Raw genomic sequence first — 18,278 nt, 5'->3', positions numbered from 1 at the left:
GTTATCTCAAACAATTAAGAATTGAAAAGTGTTGCTTTTTGCGATCAAGAATTTTGCATTTTGAATGAAAATGATTGATTTTAAAAAGTAACAAGTAAGTAGGTCGGTACGAATAAAGTTAACTCGTTAAGCCAGTCATTAGGAGGCTGTGCAGTGTACTAGTTCCCCGGCATAAAGGAGCCAGTGCGGATGCCACATGCCTCTGTCGGGAGACCCTCCTGCAGTAGTGGCTCGTCTTGGGGTATCCCCAAGCGGAACACCTGGCGTCATCTGCCGTTCATTAGTAAGGATTTGGCAGCTTTTACATTTCTTAACGTAGCTGTATTTATTTCCACGTCTGTACTTAGTTAGTCATGAGTAACGAGTGAGAACTTAGCCTTGGTGCATGTGCAAGCACTTTATGGTGGCTACTTACTACTCGAAGAACGAATTTCTGAAGCAAATGATGCAGTCAGCACTCCAGTTCCAGCACTCGTTTTGATCAGTGACACCCGAAATCGCAAGTTTGGATTGGCAAACCAAATTTTCTCTTCAGCCGCTGCCCGATCATATGTCGTCAGCAGCACAAATGTCCCGTCTTCTGTCAGGTGATAGTCACCAGCTGCTGCTATTGTTTCAGCGTATCCCTGATCTCTAAGTAATTTGCCTCGATTGGGGACATCAGGATCGGGAACTGGTACCAATATACTACTGCCTTTCATTTGTGCGTCTTCATCCCAATCCGACTGTCCTTCCCAAGTCATTTGAAAGGGAGACATAATCTGGCTGAGATCAATATTGTATGACTTACACAAATCAACAACAGCTGGATCATCAACAGAGAGTGGAATAATATCAATCACCGATTGTACAGCTTCAAAGTGGCTAAATGCTAAATGGTGGGCGCTGCGTTGCGATCGCCAACGCCCAATAGAAAGTTCAACAAATTGCGTAATATCCATCGATTTCATGCAATGAATTTTAAGAGCAACAGAACAACCACTAACTTTTTGGATATTTGTTTGCCACTTCGCCGGTGATTTTAAAACGTTGTGTGACTACTCCCTTGCGACCTAAAAGATTACCAATCTGAAAACCCCACTAGAGCGCAGAGAAAATACGCAACGCTTTGGCAGAGGTAATTTTAGAGCAGCGAAGGGAGTAATTACCATCTAAAAACGCAGCGAACAGTTATCAGTGAGCAAGGTAGGATAACCCAACGGCAGAGGCAGAGCCAGCATGAGGGAAACCCAAAGCCAGCTACTCATCTATATCTGTTCACCCTATGGCTAACGCCACGCCTTACGGCTATCGGGTGTGCGCAGAGCGCACGCCTTACGGCGAACGCCCTTCGGGTATCTCCTGCAGAGACGCTACGCGTAAGTCCCAAAGGGACACGCTTACGCGTTCGCTCTTAGCGTGCGCTTGCGCTTACGCAGTCGCCTAGGTCGGGAGAGCCGTCATTCGCGCTGTCTCACCAGATGCCTAGGTCGGGAAACTCTCCTGCAGCACTGGACTCACTGATAACTGCTCACCATATTATTCTCTAAGCAACTTCAGTAATACTGAGAATCTTGCCCCCAGTTTTTTGGATGTTCTGAATCTTCTGGGACATTTGGTTATAGCCGACTTCAAAGGTAACTTTGCCCATGCTTATACGAGGAGGATTAGAGCTACCACTTGCAACAGTAATCCGGAAACGCTTACCAGTATTGCTGTAGGCTCCAGAGCCAGTTGCTGGGAATTTGATTTTTGTTGGCAGGTTACTTCCTACATCACTAATCAATTTCGCGTTTTTGCCAGCAGCATCATAGGCAGCAAATCCGCGATCTAGAGCGAAGGTGCGATTAAAGCCGACATTCTTAATGCCAGTTTGAGTACGATTACCGCGTGAGTAAGGAACCACGTTTTCACCAAAACTCGCGATATACTCATCACTGTCAATGTAGGAGTTAATCTCCGCTTCGTAGCCCTGCTCATTGTAAATGAGAACATGTCTAGAAATCTCAGTCTGCTCAACCGGAGCGCGTCCTAACAGATGCTTGAAGTTTAATTCAATAAAACGGTAGGAGGATGAAGTCTCAAAAAACAACGAACGGTAAAGTTCGGATTGGGCAACGGCTCTAACAAATCCTCGAACGGTAATATCACGATTGCGCAGCAAGGATTCTGCACTGCTGAGGCGCTGACTTTCCATAACGTGGGCATTGCCTAGCACTTGCCGATACACCGCCCGAATGATCGTCTGTAGATCATCTTCTAAGGTGTTGGGGCGTAGTTCAAGATACTCTGCATCTGCAATCCAAAGTGCCATGGGAATTTTTCCTAATGAAGTGTTTTATTGTTCAGTTTGATAAAGTTGAGAAATCACAAGAGTGATTTCATCGGTAAGCTGATTAGACAATAGGTTCAAAGCTGTTTTTCTATTCCTATGGCGAATGATTAGTATGAGTGATTTCCAATGGAACGACTCAATTGGTCATTGCACATAGTCGCTAGCATAATCTTATCGAAATTTCAATCTCTTAAACCAGAGCTTCAAAGTTTTTTTTATTGTTTTTATGAAAACAGATCCAAAGGAGCATCGCCCGTTGGGCAGATCTTTGCGCAAGAATGGCGTTTGTTGACAGTTTTTGAGCAGCGCTTTTGGGCGATGCTCCCTTGGCGCACCAACTCCATCGAATCCAAGATTTGAGGCAACTAAACTTCGTTTGGTTGGGGCGTAGGACGCTTGACGCTCTGCATAGCGGCAGATCGCCACCAAAGGCTCAGTTCACAGCAGGAGCATCGCTCTCAAGAATTACAAAGAACATGTCCATGCAATTCTTGAAAGTTCATGCCTAGACAATCTCAGTGATGCTGACAATCTTAGCGCCGGTGCGGTTAATCCGCTGAATTTGAGGGGTCATGTTGTCACCAGAAACAATGTATTCGGTGTTGCTAATCCGACGAGGGCTATCAAACTTGGAACCCCGCACTAAAATCTTGAATTTCTTTTTGTTAGCTTCACCCGAACCACCGAGGTTTACATCTGCTGCTTTTATTTTGTTCGAGCTGTTGGTTGCCACTGGATAAACCAGTTGAGAGGACTTAACCGCGCTACTGATTTGAGAAGGACCACGATCCAGAGCAAACGTACGGTTATAGGTAACCTGACTCCGCCCAACCTCCGTTTTTGCCCCACGATTGTAGGGTACAACGTTTTCGCCAAAGGCTGACTGGTACTCTTCGCTATCGATGTAGGAGTCGATTTCAGCGTCGTATCCTTTTTCCACACAACGAACGATGTGCTCGGAAATCTCCGCTTGGGACTGGGGTGGACGACCGAGGAAGTGCTTGAAATTCAATTCTACAAAACGATAAGGAGCACACGATTCAAAATAACGCGAGCGGTAGAAATCCGACTTAGCTACTGCGCGGACAAACTCCCGTACAGAGATAGTGCCATCTTTCAATTGTGATTCTGCACTCACCAAGCGCTCACTTTCCATCACATGGGGGTTGCCTAAAACCTGCTTGTAGACTGCCCGAATGACTGCTTGTACATCCTCTAGGTCGCGGGTGGGCCAGAGTTCTATTGGTGCTATTGTTGCCATAATTAAGGGAATACTCCTAACACTTGTTTTGCTGAGAATTCAAAACTCAGTTCATACTGACCAGTGATTAGCAACTGAAGTAGCAATTACCAACTTCGCTATGCCTGACGTTACGCACTCGATGATTGCTGCGTAAAGGTTAGGGTTTGCAGTTTCAACTGCTTAAGATCACTCTGGGAACAAGTACGATACATTATCTGGACGTTGGGAAAGCACCCCTAACTTCAAAACTTGGGAGGTACTCCAGGGCGAACGCACAGTCGCGTCTGCTTTTTGGGCAATAAGCTTTTTTGCCCAGAGAGATTCTTAAATAATCTCTCTAGCCAAATCGAATATTTAGAGCATAGGGCGATCGCGGCGCGCCCTTCTTTGTGCAGAGGGTTTTCTGGAGGAAAACTTTCTGCACACAGGGCAGGCGAAGCAATCGCCGTGACTCAACAGTCTTGCCTATTCCCCAAGTCTGGTGCTATCAACGCCTCTGCTAATAACCGATCAGCATTTTCTGCTATACAGGCGTGATACTAGCGATAACACCACCCTGTCTGTGAATCCGTTGATATTCTTCCGAAAGCTTCTCGAACGGTACCAAGTAAACCTGATTGCTGCGGCGGAATTTGGAAACTCGGTTAACCGCATTTGCTCGGTAGCCAGTGACTTCGATGCGGAAAACTTTGCCTTCTTCGCTTGCTCCCACACCAAGACGGACACGTGAGCCTAGTGGCGGGTTGCGGAAGGTTGATCCTGGTGGAACAACAGGGGTTGGTATTGCACTAATGACTAGTGAGTTGAGTTTTGGAGACTTCCCTGCCAAATCTCCCTTGAGAGAGCTAGTGGAAGCACCCCGCACCAACTGGAAGGTATGGGTAAAGCCAATCATATGGCTTAATGCTTCGGTCTTGTAGCCTCTAATGTAAGGTACCAGGTTTTCACCAAAGGTGTTCTGATATTCGTCACTGTCAAGGTAGGAGTCGATTTCAGCTTCAAAATTACCCGCATCGAGGATGGCACTGTGAGCCTTCATTTCATCGTAACTATTAGGGGCGCGACCAAGTAAGTGCCGGAAGTTTAGCTCGATAAAACGATAGCGGGGGGTATCACCAAAGCGCGAGAAGTAGAGATCGGACTTTGCTACAGCCCGAACAAACTCACGAACACTGAGTTCACCACGTTTGAATTGTGATTCTGGCACTGTCAGCCGCTCACTTTCCATAACGTACGCATTACCCAGTACTTGCCTGTAAACGGCTTGAATCAGAATTTCTGCTTCTTCATCAGAGCGACCTGGAACCCACTCAAGTGGAGGGGTTTCGTCAAATAAGCTAACTCCTAAACGTGATGCTGGTCCAAAAGGCATTAAGCAAATCTCCTGGTTAACAACATAAGCTGAGAGTAATTATCTCAAAAGATTAAGTAAATTATGAATTGCTCTTTCAAGCAATAAATTTAGAGTTTAGAGTTTTTATTAACTCTGGGAGCTAGAAAAACTCTTAACCGTGTGAGTTTTTTAACTTTATACTAAGGTTTGACACCTTGCACACCCTCAATCTTCATATAACGTTGTGACCAAAAAGATTAAGAATCGTTAAGTTTTATTGTGTAGATTAGTTACATCAGTTTGACATCACTGAGACATCACCAAAATGCAGTAAATCACTCTTGCTGAAAGCCACTATAGGGCAACGGTGGAAATCAACGTTTCTTCAAACTGGACTATTGTGGCATCCAGGACTTTAGTCACTAAGCAGGCGATCGGGCTGACAAAGTCTTAACGTTTCTTAACTCATTTTTCAAGTTTTTTGTTCAACTCCAAAGCTCACCAGCAGCGGCTCTTGTAGGGGTTGCCGCAATAAGGTTCGGATAAGCACTTCTTTCCCCCTTAACCGAACCGAATTGCCCTACATCCCTACACCATACACCCCTAGTTTTTGTCAATTCACTCCGTTGCGCCTGCCTGTTGTAAAATTTGAACTGCACTGACGGGACGAAACGATCGCTTTGCTTCACTTAATGCCGTTGCCCCCCAACGGTTTTTGGGACTAAAGTCCGCGCCATGCTCAAGCAGGAGTTCCATCACCTCCAAATCTCCGCGTGCTGATGCCATCATTAAGGGAGTCCAGTCGCCAATGTTGTGTGTATTCACCGAGGCTCCCCGTGAAATCAATGCCTTGACAGTATAAAACTGTCCATTGTCAACTGCCAAGTACAGCGCCGTATCCCCAATCCTGTTGGTTGCATGTACATCTGCCCCCAAGTCAATCAGACGCAGGATCAGGTCTGTCAGACCAAAGCGGGCAATAGACATCAGCACTGTCTCACCGTAATGGTTTCTTGGATGGATATCAGCTCCATAATCCAGCAGCGCGTTAACGCTTTCTGAATACCCACCCTCTGCGGCGTACATCAGGGCAGTATAGTTAGCATTATTTTTGACATTTACATGTGCACCATGACTCAGTAGGATTTTAACCACATCCGCATAACCCTCTCCCGCTGCCCACATGAGTAAAGTATTGCTTTCTCCAACTGGGGTGACTCCCCCAGTTGTATTGACGTTTGCCTGTTGAGCTAACAGATCTGCCACCGCCGTAGCATCTCCTCGAACAACTGCTCGGATCAATTCATTGTTCAGTGAAGACATAGTTTTCTACCCCCTACACTGACTATAGAACAAACCACATAGACGCAGAGCGGCTTCCCGCTTTCTTAGCACACAAAGGAATAAGAACTACCAGAGAGTTATTGCATGAGTCAAGACTGCTTCAGTTCAACTTTAAATACACTATCAACAGGCTTTTGGGCAATAGTCGCATCCCAGGCGATCGCCTGCAAAAACTCCTCTGCTGATGCAGTTTCTACAACATCCACTCCCCATTGTCCGGGTTGCAGGGAGCCAGGCGAAGTACTCGTTGGTGGAGTTGTTTTCATTCCTCCCAGTACCAAAATTTGTGGGATTGCTTGTTCGGCAGACTGTTGCGACTGACGCTTCTGGGCTAGTATCTGGGCGCACTGTTTGCCAACCTGCTGCGGTGAAAGCTCATCACTCTTAAACAGAATTTCTACGATCCAGTGAGGATTGTCCACTGTCTGACATTTGATATTTTTTTCCTCACCGAATCCTTCAATAAAGACGGTGGCGAACTGTTCTCGATCAAGTTCAGGAACACTGTTATCTGACACACTAAAGTTATGAGAAAGCAGCATTCGTTGCTGGGGTACGTCGCTCATCATATCAAAGATTGTATTTATTCAGACTGATATTTCAATTTACAATTTTTCGGCTATCCTTCTTTAACTCTTTCACTTCATTCATCAGGTAAGTTCATACAATAATTTTTTTTCATCAGCTATTTAGATTCATAAATCAATACTGAGTGAAATATTCACTTAACATCAGAAAAATTATTGACACGACTCGCAATTATTTACGTATTTACAAGCTTTTGCCAATGTAGTACGATTATTCATAATCTTGGCGACGTTTATAAAAAAATAAAAATACCCAATTTGTCTTCAAAAAAGATTCCACAGCACAAAATCGAGCAATTGCATTGTAGTGTCAACGCAGTTTTGACTCCTATTGTTATGATTTCCAGACATAAAATTATTAAGTATTTTGAAGTCTTTTTATAAAAAATTATTGCAGAAGTTTCTTTGTTTGTTGACTTTTGACAAGTTTTGGTATTTTTAAACCCAACTCTCCTTTTAAGGTATTTCCACGAAAGTCCCCACACAATAAAGCGTTGAGTGTGGGGTAAGGAACTGTTATTGCTTTGCGCTGATATTTGGTAACAAAAAATAGAGGTTAGTCCCCTACGGTTAAAATGCACTTGCCGTTGGGCGGACAATCACTTCATTGACATCAACATCATCAGGCTGGGAAACGGCATATAAGACAGCTCTTGCGATCGCATCCGGAGTCAGCGAAATTTTGCGGAATTCTTTCAAAGCACCTTTTGCTGACTCCTCTGTAATATCAGAGCCGAGTTCAGTTTCAACCACACCGGGAGATATTGTCGTCACGCGGAGATTTTTCGATTCTTGACGCAGTCCTTCAGATATCGCCCAGACAGCATATTTTGTCGCGCAATAGACAGCGCCAGTAGGCACTACAACATGGGCGCCGATGGAAGCAGTATTGATAAACTGCCCGCCGCCTTGCGCTTCCATGATGGGCAGACCAGCAGCAATGCCGTTCAGCACACCGTGAATGTTCACATTAATCATGTTATCCCACTCATTAACTTTCAGAGCGTTCATTGGGGACAGGGGCATAACGCCTGCGTTGTTGAAGATGACATCGACGCGACCAAACTTGTCCTTGGCAAAGTGAATGAACTGTTTCATATCCTCGCGATTGCTGACATCCACAGCTTTGAATTCTGCTGTTCCATCTGATGCGCGGATTTCCTCAACAATTTTTTCTAGTTTTTCAGTGCGCCGTGCCCCCAGAAGAACTTTTGCGCCATTTTTGGCTAGCAGTTTAGCGGTAGCTTCACCGATTCCGCTACTAGCTCCGGTGATGGCAATGACTTTGTTTTCAACGTTTAACATATTGACTTTCCTTTTAATTTGAGAATAATGAGGAATTTGAGAGCGATCAGGCTAGGCGCGAGCCATCCTTTTGGTCGAGTGCGATTTAGGAATCTGGGTTTGCGATAACGAGTTTTGGGAAATAAATACCGCCACAGATTTCAATTCAATGATTGAGCGCTTTCATTTGCTGTTCAGCATAGCGAGAACCAGCAGTGATTCCTTTGGGAGCAACCGCTTCAATTCGGCTCAACTCTTGAGAAGTCAGTGTAATGTCAGTTGCAGCAATGTTTTCTTCCAGGTAGCTCCGTCGCTTTGTACCCGGAATCGGCACAATGTCATCGCCCTGAGCGAGTAGCCACGCCAGGGCAAGTTGACTGGGGGTCACGCCTTTTTCTTTTGCGATCGCTTTCACCTGTTCTACCAGTTGCAGATTCTTGTAGAAATTCTCGCCCTGAAATCTGGGTGAATTTCTGCGATAATCATCTTGGGCGAAATCTTCTGGGCTGGTGAACTGCCCTGAGAGAAATCCACGACCGAGTGGGCTGTAAGCCACGTAGCCAATGCCTAACTCGCGCACAGTCGGCAAAATCTCATCTTCTGGATCACGGCTCCACAGGGAGTATTCCGTTTGCAGGGCAGTAATCGGGTGAACTGCATGTGCCCGTCGAATCGTGGCAGCAGCCGCTTCGGACATTCCAAGATAGCGGACTTTGCCCTGCTGCACCAGTTCTGCCATTGCGCCGATAGTTTCTTCGATTGGCACCGTTGGATCAACTCGATGCTGATAGTAAAGGTCAATCACATCCACTCCCAAGCGTTGCAATGAAGCATCACACGCTTGATGCACATATTCCGGTTTGCCGCTCACACCCACAAACTGACCATCGCTGCTACGGACGTTACCAAATTTTGTGGCTAACACAACCTGATCTCGACGATCGCGGATTACTTTGCCCACCAATTGTTCATTTGTGAAGGGACCGTACATATCAGCCGTATCCAGCAGCGTGACACCGAGTTCTAAAGCGCGGTGAATTGTGGCGATCGATTCTTGCTCATCACGTCCTGCATAGAACTCAGACATGCCCATGCAGCCTAGCCCTAGTTCTGAAACCACCAGTTCTTTGCCAAGTTGACGTGTTTTCACTAAAGTTCTCCTGATTTAACTTGCGATTTTCAGTCTTATTCTTGCGCATGGGTTAATCATAGGCTTGATCAGCTTTAGCATGAATACACAAACCTTGCAGATGATTGCCTAATCCTCTCAAGCAAGGCATTGGCAACGAAGAAATATTTCCTATAATGGGCACATGGTTAAATCAGTCAAAAATTCAACATGACGATTGAGACACTGAGCCAGGAGACAGCGAACACCAAATGTGAAGAACTGGCGGCATTGGTTGCGAGGCATACTGACGGCAAGGGAAACGGTGCCCATGCAACTGCGATCAATCCCTTAGCGTTCACGCGAGAATGTGATACTTCCAAAGCAATTCAGGGTGTCAGCGAACCGCTTCTCGCCATTGTGGTGCAGGGCAAAAAAGAAGTGTTGCTGAATGAGGAAACCTATCAGTACGGCGTTGCTCAGTATCTGGTTGTTTCAATGGATTTACTGATGAGCGCATGTGTGGTAAAGGCAACTCCCGAACAGCCCTATCTGGGATTTAAGCTGAAGCTAAACCCAGCCCAACTTTGTGACATTATTGCTCAAACGAACCCAGACATCGGTAAGAAAGAATCAGTCAGAGGCTGGTTCATTAGCGATGCCTCGCCACTCTTGATTGATTGCGCCCTCCGGCTGACAAAGCTTTTAGATACACCGCAGGATATCCCGTTTTTAGCACCGATGATCATCCGCGAAATCTATTACCGTTTACTTATGGGTGAACAAAGCGAAGCGGTTCGTCAGATTGCTACCTCTGGGAGCAATATGCAGCGGATTGCTGAAGTTATTAAACAGCTCAAAGCAGATTTTACAAAACCGTTGCGGGTTGAGGATTTGGCTCTTGCAGCGAACATGTCTCCTGCATCGTTCCACCGCCATTTCAAGGCAGTCACCTCGATGAGTCCGCTGCAATATCAAAAACAATTGAGACTATTAACAGCACGTCAGATTATGCTTGCCGAGAATCTCGATGCAACACAGGCTGCTTATCAGGTTGGCTATGAGAGCACTTCGCAGTTCAGCCGCGAATATGCTCGCATGTTTGGTGCGCCGCCCATCAGGGATATTGAACGGTTACGGGTAGCCTGAGGGAAAGAATTAGAAACCCATTATTTGTATTAGGTGTATCAGGTCTGATCGTGAAATAGTATAACCTTTGACGATAAAAGCATTAGCACTTTTGATTGCCTCATTTAATAGTACTGCAGTACTATTAAATGCTGAAACGCAATAGACGTTGAGTCAACAAAAAACTCACTTTTTTTTGAAGTCACATTATTACCACGGCTTCGGTGTAAGCAGAATCAACTGACGTTTTTGGAGCGATCGCACTCCCTCCAAATCCATCCCCGCCTTCTGTATTAATGCCTCAACCGTTTCCTGTCCCTGAGCATTGTCACAAGCCTCTATAAAAGCATACTCTGCTTCACTAAGTCTGACGACTTGATAGTTATAATCTAGGATGACTTGACTTGGCCACCCTTCCATGCATGGACTGCGTTCGGGAATGGAATTGACAAGAGTCGTGTCATCTGACCAATCCACACGGGATATTGGAGGACGACCGAGGAAGAATTCGTAGTGGCTGATTTCTGGATCAAGAAGTTCTGTGAGACGATAGCGTTGACGTTCGCTCAGGTGTGCTGCTCGTTCCATCAAATCTGGTTGTTGACCAATCAACCGTTCCAATTCCCAGTACAAAGGATTTGAGAAGCCGATGAACTCTAACCCAGAGGCATCAATCAACTCAAACAAAGTCTCGATGCGATAGTCTATTTCCTGGGGATGGACGTACATATCGGCAAAGTAACCATCGCGGTGATTTTCCAGCGACCAACGTTCCTTTTCCCGTTTTAACAGTCGGTTATTTTCCGGTAGGTTAGCAAAGATTTCTCGACCGACTTTCACGCCATCCTGATAGTCTCCACGGCGATCGCCTTGGAGAAGTGCGATCGCTTTCTGCATCAGCGTAATTTCCCAACGTCCCAATTCAGCATACACAAAAATATGCATCAACCCCCCCGCAGCCAGCTTACCCGCCAGACTTTGTATGCCCTTGATGGGATCGGGGAGATGGTGTAAAACGCCAACGCAATTGATATAGTCGAATTCACCCGATACCTGTTCCACATCATACAGACTCAGGTTGTGAAACTCAACCCCATCAGCTCCGGAACGCTGACAACGTTCGCGGGCAACTGCGATCGCCCCTGCACTCAAATCAATCGCGACTACCTGAGCATGGGGATTTAGGTGTACGATATACTCTGTTCCTGCTCCCGTTCCGCATCCCGCATCGAGAATACGAACATTTTCTCGCTCAGGTTTGCGCCCTGTGCAGAAGTTATAAGCTGTGTTCCAGTTCCATCGCCAGTTATATCCTGGTGGGGGTTCGTCAAGAAGCGGATCTGGAGGAAAGGGATAGGTGTTGTAAAGTTTGGCAACTGCCGAGCTGACTGCGTGAGAGGAATCCATTGTTCAGTTATCAGTTATCAGTTTTTTGCTTTTGAGTCTTCAGGGTTTGAAACATTTTAGTTGAGTAATCAGATGGTCAAAATAGGGACCGAGGGCTGCTTGCTCCTCAGAGTCAATCCACTTCAAACTCGCAATTTTAATATTTTCCAAACCAACTACCATTGCATCTAACGGAACTTGTAGCTCTTGATACAATACATTCATGTGATGTAGTCCGGTGGGGCTTGTGTACTCAATGTGTTGATCGGCGATACCATAAGTAATGCAGCGCAGAAAGTGCCAAAAATCACGCCAGCAAGCTTCGGCACGCTCTGGTGGGTAAAGACCACCTCCGGGTTGAGTAATGCCAGGGAAAGTTATCAGCACTTGTTCTCGGGCTTCGTCTACGATTTCAGTGACGCGATCGCGCAACAACCGTGCGACTGGGATGAATCCTGAGGTTTCGGGGGAAAGGGTTTGGATCTGCTGTAAATCTTCATCGGTGAGATATCGCCCTTGATCATCGGCTGCTTGGAACAGAGGAATGATCGCTCTTGGCTGCGTCGTCTCCCAGCTGGAAAAACTGACAATTCTCGCTTTTTGAATGAGTTCTTTGACTGCTTCACTGAGTTCAGGCTTCATGTTTTCTCTTGTGCGTTCTTGTACTAACTTATTCGGTGCTCATTCACGAAAGTCAAGCTACTCCACTTCCCTTGGTCATTATATGCACGAATCATGCGCTGGCGTAAACCGGGCTGAAATAACCAGCCAGCTTCGAGAAAGAAAGGGTGTCCTGGTTTTATCTGGGTTGGACAAGTCGAAGATGCGCCATCGGGTAATAGTAAAACTTGGTAAGCTAGAGACTCGTGGTCAAAGTCCAGGCGTGATCCTTTACTATCAGCCGCAATTGTCATCGTATGCTGGGTTTCCTCTTCCCCCCAAAATAAATGTTGTACACATTCATTTTGGGAAGTGCGAGCAAGCTTGAGGGTGGTGGAAGTGGTGACAGGTGGACGCGAATCTAAATATAAAGTGACTGCAATTCCTTCCCATTCTCCAAGTAAATCCTCCAGAACCAAAGTTGGGCGTTCTGGTGCGTTGGTTCCAGCTCGTTGTTCTCGAACCAACGTCAATCTGTATAGCTGGCTATTAGAGGAATCAAACTGTTGAATCAAACGCATGCGGCGATCGCCCGTATACTGCCCAACCAGGCTACGCCTGGTTGCCCCGAATCGGAGATTCGGGGAACCCTGTTCTGGAAGAACAGGGTTGGCAGTAGGGCGCGCGGAGGCATCGCCCGTTCTACAGTGCTGCTGTTCTTCTACAACAGGCAAGGAATCGCCACCAATAAAACTGAACTCAGCTCCAAACGGAGTACGAGATCCAAAGTACACTGGACCTTCACAAAAAGCTCCAGTTTCAAAATATCGTGATCCGACACCGGGCGAACTGAAGTCTAGCACCAAATCTTGAGGCTTGAGTTCATCTGAACCAGGAGTAGGATAGTAGCGACGCAAAACCAGGTGAATGGCTTGATTGTCGTTCACTGCTTCCAGGAAAATGACGCTTTTTATATCCTCCATAAGTTCTCCCTGGGGCGAGACACGGGTAAATGATCCGTGCCACTCTCCCAGGTTTTGCAATACACAGTCCCATTGGGATTTCATATGACTTGTTTCAACCTGGATTTCTTATTCCCAGTCGTCATCTTGCTGTGACTGTTTCTCTATTTGAGAAATCGCCAACTTGATCACTGGTTGAACTCCTATTTCACTTTCTTGCCCTAACGCCGCTTGCAAGGGTTCTAACGCCGTGCGATCGCCTATCTTCATTAATGCCAGTGCAGCTGCTTTGCGGCTTTGCCAATCAGGATGATGCAGTAACGAAATCAAGTGGGCAACTGCTGGTCGATAGCTCAAATTACCCAAGACTGCTGCGGCTTCGCAGCGTACATTTGTGTCTGGATCGCCCAGGGCTTTAACCACAATCCCAAATGCTTCCTCTTGGGGGTTTTCTTGGAGAATTTTGGCGATCGCCCCAATCACAGCAGCGCGAACGTCAGGCGATGAGGAGTCAATTACCTTATAAATATACTCCTTTGCCTGTGCGCCGATAAATGCCAGCGCCCATGCGGCATGACCCTTGGTATTTTCAGAGGAATTTGAGTCTGCTAAAATTTCCAGCAAAGGTGGTACAGCGGTTTCACCTGTCCTAGCCAGCGCACCTACTGATGAACCCTGGACAACTGTGTCTTCATCATTGAGGAAAGAATGAACCAGAACCGGAACAGCCTTTGGATCGGCGATGATTGTCAGAGTTTTGGCGCTGGCGCGACGCACAACCACATTTGGGTGATCTGCCAGTGCTTCCATTAAGAATGGAGTTGCCAATTCACCAATTTGACCGAGTGTCTCTGCAACTCGCATCCTAACCAACCCGCGTGAATCTCCTAAAGACTCAATTATCCGTTTGAGGAGTTCATGGTCATTGGGATTGAAGGTGTCCAGATCCATTTGCTCCTTAACCATTTCCAGCAAAGCATCGGTTTGTTCCTGGGACGGTGGTATTAAATTCTGGCCGGATTTCGTTTCACTATTGAGCAGATCACTCATTATCAATTACCTATCACCAATGACTGTGTGGGATGAGCTAGCTGTGCATGCCAAAAATGAGTAGAATGAATCGCACTAAACCACAGTATAATAAGCTGTGTCACTTTTAGCATGGCTGCCTTTTTGTATTAATGACTCGTCAACAGAGCAGTTTGGCGATCGCGCAGGTCTTTGAGCACAGCATCAATTTTGGCAAGTTCCGGCTCAAGTTGAGCGAGTGCGGTTGCCTTCATCACCTTAGCTTTTTGCGCCGTTGCTAGCCTTTGATTAATCAGCCTTTCGCGATATTCCTCAAATTCTGCAATAACTTCGCTCAGTTCTTCAGGGGAAGTTTGATCTGTTGGCGTCTGTTCTGAATTTTCAGTCATTTTAAGTATTTCCTAAATTTGTATTTATATAAAGTCTAAGCTCGATTTTCTCAGATCACGTCACCACCAAGCAAACCTTTTTGATTACAGTGATGGTAAGTTGTGCCATATATTGCTATGGATATTCACGAAATCAAAACTGGTTTAAATAATTCTGATTTTCAATATCGATTGAAAGCGATCGCTGCCCTGAAAGACTATACACCAGAGGTAGCTGTTCCCCTACTCATTAGTAAACTTCGTGATTCGGAATTTCTGGTGCGATCGTTTGTTGCGATGGGACTGGGCAAACAGCAGACTGCTGAATCCTTCGCTGCCTTGCTGGAGTTGATGAAATTTGACAACACCCCCAACGTCCGGGCAGAGGCTGCAAGTTCTCTTTCTCTGTTTGGCAAAGTTGCTGCGTCTCATCTGGTTTTCACCTTTTTTCGGGATGATCACTGGCTAGTACGGCGTAGTATTCTGGCAGTGCTGGTTGATCTGGAGTGTCCTAACGAATTGTTTGAAATCTGCATCCAAGCTTTAGCGGGAGAAGACTTTAGCGTACAGGCAGATGCCATAGATGCGCTTGGTACATTTGCTCTAACAAGTCTTGAGGAACCCGCTTTGTCTCAGTTGTTGGCGCTGGTTGGTTCAGAGTCTAAACAAATTCGCATACATGTTGTTCAGGCACTGAAGCGCTTTGATCATCCCCAGGCAAAACAAGGCCTGAGGCAACTTCGCCAAGACCCAGATCATCAAGTCGTCGCAGCTGTACTAGAAAACTTGCTTCAGCAGTGATGTGTTTTGATGCGAAAAGAATTCCTCTCCTTGGCAGACAGTATCCAAGGAGGGAACGCTATCATAGGAATACATAATTTTGTTGAATTTGCAAAAAAAATTCATGGAGTTAGAAAATCTATCAAAAAGACTTCTAGCCAGCTATTGTCAAATTAAACAATCTAGTTTGTATGATCAGAAAAAGAAAAAAGTATAAATATTGACAGATTTTTTTCACCTGTCTGTCAAAATCCATAAGAACAAAAACACGATATTTAAGAGGTTATTTATGTCTGACACTCTCCCAGGTCAAATGACGTGGAAACCCCCAGGCACAACAGATTGTGTGTTACATTTGCGACACAATTCCTCAGAACCTTGGCGGTATTATAAGGAATTTCCAGAGTATGTTGTGCCTGATCCACCCGACTTTTCAGAAGGGTATGCGACATTTGTTGCACTCTTGAAAAAGAAGTGGGAAACGGTTTGATGTTCACAAATTCTCATGAGAGCTGTTTTCAGCATAATCTCCAGCTCAAACAAATTGTTATGAGGCATCACTAGGAGCGTTAAGCGCAGCTCTGCCGCAGGCAATCGCCAGCCGCACTGTAAAAATGGAACCCTCATTTAGCTTACTTTTGACAGAGATAGAGCCACTACAGCGAGATAGCAATAATTGCACAATTGATAAGCCTAAGCCAACACTACCAGAATCTTCTGTTGTAGTTGGACGTAAGCGATAAAAGCGCTCAAAGATTTTAGGAATATCGCTATCGGCAATACCAATACCAGTATCGCGAAATTCCAATTGGACATAATTACCCTGAACACGTCCTTGTACCCAAACTTGTCCACCTTTGGGGGTGAAATTAATGCTGTTGGAAAGCAAATTAATTACAATCTGCCTTAGTCCACCACTGACACACCAAACAGCTGGAAGTTGAGTTCCTACAGTGTAGGCTACCATGATGCCTTTTTCTCGGGCTAGGGGCTGATAAATACTTACCACTCCAGGCACAACTTCCGAAAGACGTACAACCTCCAAAGGCATCTGTGGTAAATTGCGCTCTAACTGCACCATATCAAACACTCCAGTAATCAGAGCATTTTGGCGATCGCACTCTTGTTTAAGCATTTGAAAATAGCGTTGTTTTGAAGCGATTTTCAAATGAGGAGAATTTAAAAGACTCAGAGCTGTTTTCATGTGTGTTAGAGGCGCACGTAGTTCCTGGCACACATTGCTCAAATATTCATCTTTGAGTTGCAGATTCTCTTGGAGTTTTTGATTTTTCTGCTGCATTATCGCAAGACGCTTTGTCGTTCTTTGACGAAAAATTTCATCTTGTTGCTGAAGTTGTTTTGCCAACAGTTGACTGATAAGTGTTGGATCTGGTGCTGAGGGACAAATAAAATCAGCAGGCATAAGTAAAGATGACTGTGGTCTGATGGCAGATTTCATCACATCCAACACGAGTTGAATAGTTTGTCCCTCAAAAATCGTCACAGCAAGTAACGGTGCAGTTTTTTTTCTATTTGCTTTGGCTAAATTGTTTTTGCGTGATCTATTGGGTCTATGAGCCAAAATCAGACAGCAATACTGGGACGACAAGACCATCACAAAGTATTCCCGTTGTGACTGGCTATTTGGTGCGCTCTGAACCAGGAAAGATTGGGAAAATGAGGACGTAGGGGAGGTACTGCTGTGCTCTTGCAAAGAATCTTTGCTAAGGCGTGGCGTTTGTGTCAACACAGGAGAGTTTCCTCGTTGAGTGCCAGTGGTGTGTCTCTGGCGTGAGGGTGAGGCAGTTTGTTCTCCCTCTACTTCTGTTTTGCTTTCCTGAATGTGCAAAATACGAATGACACCAGACATCCTCACTTGTTGCTGATAACGCTGAATTTCTGAGTGCCAAATTATTCCAGGTGGTAGTTTAACCCACAAAGTAGCTACAATCTGTTGCTCAATGAGTAAATCAATTTGTGATTTCAATTGTGCTAGCAGAGTCGTAGGACTATGAGGCAATAGTTGCGCAAGCCCTTGCATCCCTGAAGCCAACTGCTGATAAATGGACACATCCTGAGCAAAAGAAAAGTTCATGGGTTAGCACAACAAGGAAAATAATCAACTAAAAAATTCTGCACTAACTTCTCATCTTAATTAATAAAGTCGCAAAAAAACCTTATCTTGTGATTATTCACATAAAAAAGACACAGATAGGTGAGTATTAATATTTGTATATATAGCAATCCTAAATTCTGAGCCGCTACGGGCACGCTACAAAAGACGTGAAAACCTAGGACATTGCTTTAAAACCAAAAAACGCTAAGTTTTCTCTCAGCGTCTATGAAATATTGTTATATTCTGAACTAAACAAACTACTCACGAGTTGATTTGACAACATTCAAAAGGCGATCGCGAATTGCCTTGAGTTGCTCTTCATTGTTGACTGGTGAGCGTGGTGGTGGTAATTCTGTATTAGGCCAAGTGGTTAAATCAAAGCAAGGACATACCAACGGCGGCATACCCAAATTTTTCACAGGTACTGGCATATCGCAACGCGCGCAGGGAGAAACATCCCAACCAGGTGTTAACAATTCTGCTATGGTTTCCCGTGTACCTTCTATGTAGCAGTCGCCTGACTCAGGTAAAATAATCCTTTGCCAGCACTGTTCAAACTCATCGCTATAGCGATCGCCAGCTATGACTTTTTGCGGCTGTAAGGTTGCCGCACCGTTGTCTATGACAACTTTTTTGCCTAGCTGGAACCAGTAAGCTAAATATCTTTTTACGTCTTGTTGTGATGCCATACTAAAA

The 18,278-nt window shown here is 45.4% G+C and carries 19 protein-coding genes; 3 read left to right on the top strand and 16 right to left on the bottom strand.

The genetic code is table 11. The annotated features are described in order from the left end of the window. Positions 1-407 precede the first annotated feature (407 nt). The 9 genes from DP114_RS06065 to DP114_RS06025 all read right to left on the bottom strand — a co-directional run bounded on the left by DP114_RS06065 (position 408) and on the right by DP114_RS06025 (position 9,255). The gene (locus DP114_RS06065; RefSeq protein WP_169268778.1) at positions 408-941 is read right to left on the bottom strand and encodes a phycobiliprotein lyase; all 534 of its coding nucleotides are present in this window, start codon (positions 939-941) and stop codon (positions 408-410) included. 584 nt (positions 942-1,525) lie between these two features. Further along, positions 1,526-2,293 carry a phycobilisome rod-core linker polypeptide gene (locus DP114_RS06060; protein ID WP_171975703.1) on the bottom strand — a complete coding sequence of 256 codons (768 nt, stop codon included), beginning with the start codon at positions 2,291-2,293 and terminating at the stop codon, positions 1,526-1,528. A 526-nt stretch (positions 2,294-2,819) separates the two neighbouring features. Continuing rightward, positions 2,820-3,575, bottom strand: a complete 756-nt coding sequence (locus DP114_RS06055; protein WP_169267476.1) for a phycobilisome rod-core linker polypeptide — start codon at positions 3,573-3,575, stop codon at positions 2,820-2,822. 505 nt (positions 3,576-4,080) lie between these two features. Then, complete coding sequence (locus DP114_RS06050) at positions 4,081-4,929, bottom strand: phycobilisome linker polypeptide (RefSeq protein WP_171975702.1); 849 nt, start codon at positions 4,927-4,929, stop codon at positions 4,081-4,083. Between the two features lie 579 nt (positions 4,930-5,508). Continuing rightward, a complete protein-coding gene (locus DP114_RS06045; RefSeq protein WP_171975701.1) occupies positions 5,509-6,213 on the bottom strand; it encodes an ankyrin repeat domain-containing protein in 705 nt (234 codons plus the stop codon). A gap of 110 nt (positions 6,214-6,323) precedes the next feature. Beyond that, the gene (locus DP114_RS06040; protein WP_246163072.1) at positions 6,324-6,803 is read right to left on the bottom strand and encodes a DUF2656 domain-containing protein; all 480 of its coding nucleotides are present in this window, start codon (positions 6,801-6,803) and stop codon (positions 6,324-6,326) included. A 588-nt stretch (positions 6,804-7,391) separates the two neighbouring features. Continuing rightward, positions 7,392-8,126: an SDR family oxidoreductase gene (locus DP114_RS06035; RefSeq protein WP_171975700.1), complete on the bottom strand. Its 735-nt coding sequence runs from the start codon at positions 8,124-8,126 to the stop codon at positions 7,392-7,394. Next, entirely contained in the window at positions 8,120-8,263 is a 144-nt protein-coding gene (locus DP114_RS36225) for an RRXRR domain-containing protein (RefSeq protein WP_318560212.1), read from the bottom strand. Before DP114_RS36225 ends, DP114_RS06035 begins: the two co-directional genes overlap by 7 nt. Before the next feature lie 8 nt (positions 8,264-8,271). Then, positions 8,272-9,255 carry an aldo/keto reductase gene (locus DP114_RS06025; RefSeq protein WP_169267481.1) on the bottom strand — a complete coding sequence of 328 codons (984 nt, stop codon included), beginning with the start codon at positions 9,253-9,255 and terminating at the stop codon, positions 8,272-8,274. Between the two features lie 189 nt (positions 9,256-9,444). On the opposite strand from DP114_RS06025, the gene DP114_RS06020 reads away from it, so the two are divergent. After that, positions 9,445-10,362 carry an AraC family transcriptional regulator gene (locus tag DP114_RS06020; protein ID WP_171975699.1) on the top strand — a complete coding sequence of 306 codons (918 nt, stop codon included), beginning with the start codon at positions 9,445-9,447 and terminating at the stop codon, positions 10,360-10,362. 189 nt (positions 10,363-10,551) lie between these two features. Here the strand turns inward: DP114_RS06020 and DP114_RS06015 are convergent, their stop codons facing one another. The 5 genes from DP114_RS06015 to DP114_RS05995 all read right to left on the bottom strand — a co-directional run bounded on the left by DP114_RS06015 (position 10,552) and on the right by DP114_RS05995 (position 14,707). Further along, entirely contained in the window at positions 10,552-11,748 is a 1,197-nt protein-coding gene (locus DP114_RS06015; RefSeq protein ID WP_169267483.1) for a class I SAM-dependent methyltransferase, read from the bottom strand. A gap of 39 nt (positions 11,749-11,787) precedes the next feature. After that, the gene (locus tag DP114_RS06010; protein WP_171975698.1) at positions 11,788-12,369 is read right to left on the bottom strand and encodes a globin family protein; all 582 of its coding nucleotides are present in this window, start codon (positions 12,367-12,369) and stop codon (positions 11,788-11,790) included. Between the two features lie 23 nt (positions 12,370-12,392). After that, on the bottom strand, positions 12,393-13,394 hold the full coding sequence (locus tag DP114_RS06005) for a DUF3598 family protein (RefSeq protein ID WP_171975697.1): 1,002 nt from the start codon (positions 13,392-13,394) through the stop codon (positions 12,393-12,395). Between the two features lie 24 nt (positions 13,395-13,418). Continuing rightward, complete coding sequence (locus DP114_RS06000) at positions 13,419-14,339, bottom strand: HEAT repeat domain-containing protein (RefSeq protein ID WP_169267486.1); 921 nt, start codon at positions 14,337-14,339, stop codon at positions 13,419-13,421. A 128-nt stretch (positions 14,340-14,467) separates the two neighbouring features. Continuing rightward, positions 14,468-14,707: a hypothetical protein gene (locus DP114_RS05995; protein WP_169267487.1), complete on the bottom strand. Its 240-nt coding sequence runs from the start codon at positions 14,705-14,707 to the stop codon at positions 14,468-14,470. 117 nt (positions 14,708-14,824) lie between these two features. Here DP114_RS05995 and DP114_RS05990 point away from each other — a divergent pair, with 117 nt between their 5' ends. Together DP114_RS05990 and DP114_RS05985 are read left to right on the top strand one after the other, a co-directional pair. Next, a complete protein-coding gene (locus DP114_RS05990) occupies positions 14,825-15,487 on the top strand; it encodes a HEAT repeat domain-containing protein (RefSeq protein WP_171975696.1) in 663 nt (220 codons plus the stop codon). A gap of 268 nt (positions 15,488-15,755) precedes the next feature. After that, positions 15,756-15,956, top strand: coding sequence for a hypothetical protein (locus DP114_RS05985; protein ID WP_171975695.1), 201 nt, complete (start codon positions 15,756-15,758; stop codon positions 15,954-15,956). A gap of 57 nt (positions 15,957-16,013) precedes the next feature. Here DP114_RS05985 and DP114_RS05980 read toward each other — a convergent pair whose 3' ends face one another. After that, positions 16,014-17,561 carry a DICT sensory domain-containing protein gene (locus DP114_RS05980; protein WP_171975694.1) on the bottom strand — a complete coding sequence of 516 codons (1,548 nt, stop codon included), beginning with the start codon at positions 17,559-17,561 and terminating at the stop codon, positions 16,014-16,016. Positions 17,562-17,839: 278 nt separating this feature from the next. After that, the gene (locus DP114_RS05975; protein ID WP_169267491.1) at positions 17,840-18,271 is read right to left on the bottom strand and encodes a hypothetical protein; all 432 of its coding nucleotides are present in this window, start codon (positions 18,269-18,271) and stop codon (positions 17,840-17,842) included. Positions 18,272-18,278 lie beyond the last annotated feature (7 nt).

This window comes from Brasilonema sennae CENA114, assembly GCF_006968745.1.
In the GTDB taxonomy this organism is placed as follows: domain Bacteria; phylum Cyanobacteriota; class Cyanobacteriia; order Cyanobacteriales; family Nostocaceae; genus Brasilonema; species Brasilonema sennae.
The sequence above is the reverse complement of the archived record's forward strand: the minus strand, read 5'-3'. Positions and strand labels throughout refer to the sequence as shown.

Excerpts from the sequence above, each read along its gene's own strand:
- DP114_RS06065 (WP_169268778.1), bottom strand. The coding sequence starts at position 941 with ATGGATATTACGCAATTTGTTGAACTTTCTATTGGGCGTTGGCGATCG.
- DP114_RS06060 (WP_171975703.1), bottom strand. The coding sequence starts at position 2,293 with ATGGCACTTTGGATTGCAGATGCAGAGTATCTTGAACTACGCCCCAAC.
- DP114_RS06055 (WP_169267476.1), bottom strand. The coding sequence starts at position 3,575 with ATGGCAACAATAGCACCAATAGAACTCTGGCCCACCCGCGACCTAGAG.
- DP114_RS06050 (WP_171975702.1), bottom strand. The coding sequence starts at position 4,929 with ATGCCTTTTGGACCAGCATCACGTTTAGGAGTTAGCTTATTTGACGAA.
- DP114_RS06045 (WP_171975701.1), bottom strand. The coding sequence starts at position 6,213 with ATGTCTTCACTGAACAATGAATTGATCCGAGCAGTTGTTCGAGGAGAT.
- DP114_RS06040 (WP_246163072.1), bottom strand. The coding sequence starts at position 6,803 with ATGATGAGCGACGTACCCCAGCAACGAATGCTGCTTTCTCATAACTTT.
- DP114_RS06035 (WP_171975700.1), bottom strand. The coding sequence starts at position 8,126 with ATGTTAAACGTTGAAAACAAAGTCATTGCCATCACCGGAGCTAGTAGC.
- DP114_RS06020 (WP_171975699.1), top strand. The coding sequence starts at position 9,445 with ATGACGATTGAGACACTGAGCCAGGAGACAGCGAACACCAAATGTGAA.
- DP114_RS06015 (WP_169267483.1), bottom strand. The coding sequence starts at position 11,748 with ATGGATTCCTCTCACGCAGTCAGCTCGGCAGTTGCCAAACTTTACAAC.
- DP114_RS06010 (WP_171975698.1), bottom strand. The coding sequence starts at position 12,369 with ATGAAGCCTGAACTCAGTGAAGCAGTCAAAGAACTCATTCAAAAAGCG.
- DP114_RS06005 (WP_171975697.1), bottom strand. The coding sequence starts at position 13,394 with ATGAAATCCCAATGGGACTGTGTATTGCAAAACCTGGGAGAGTGGCAC.
- DP114_RS06000 (WP_169267486.1), bottom strand. The coding sequence starts at position 14,339 with ATGAGTGATCTGCTCAATAGTGAAACGAAATCCGGCCAGAATTTAATA.
- DP114_RS05995 (WP_169267487.1), bottom strand. The coding sequence starts at position 14,707 with ATGACTGAAAATTCAGAACAGACGCCAACAGATCAAACTTCCCCTGAA.
- DP114_RS05990 (WP_171975696.1), top strand. The coding sequence starts at position 14,825 with ATGGATATTCACGAAATCAAAACTGGTTTAAATAATTCTGATTTTCAA.
- DP114_RS05985 (WP_171975695.1), top strand. The coding sequence starts at position 15,756 with ATGTCTGACACTCTCCCAGGTCAAATGACGTGGAAACCCCCAGGCACA.
- DP114_RS05980 (WP_171975694.1), bottom strand. The coding sequence starts at position 17,561 with ATGAACTTTTCTTTTGCTCAGGATGTGTCCATTTATCAGCAGTTGGCT.
- DP114_RS05975 (WP_169267491.1), bottom strand. The coding sequence starts at position 18,271 with ATGGCATCACAACAAGACGTAAAAAGATATTTAGCTTACTGGTTCCAG.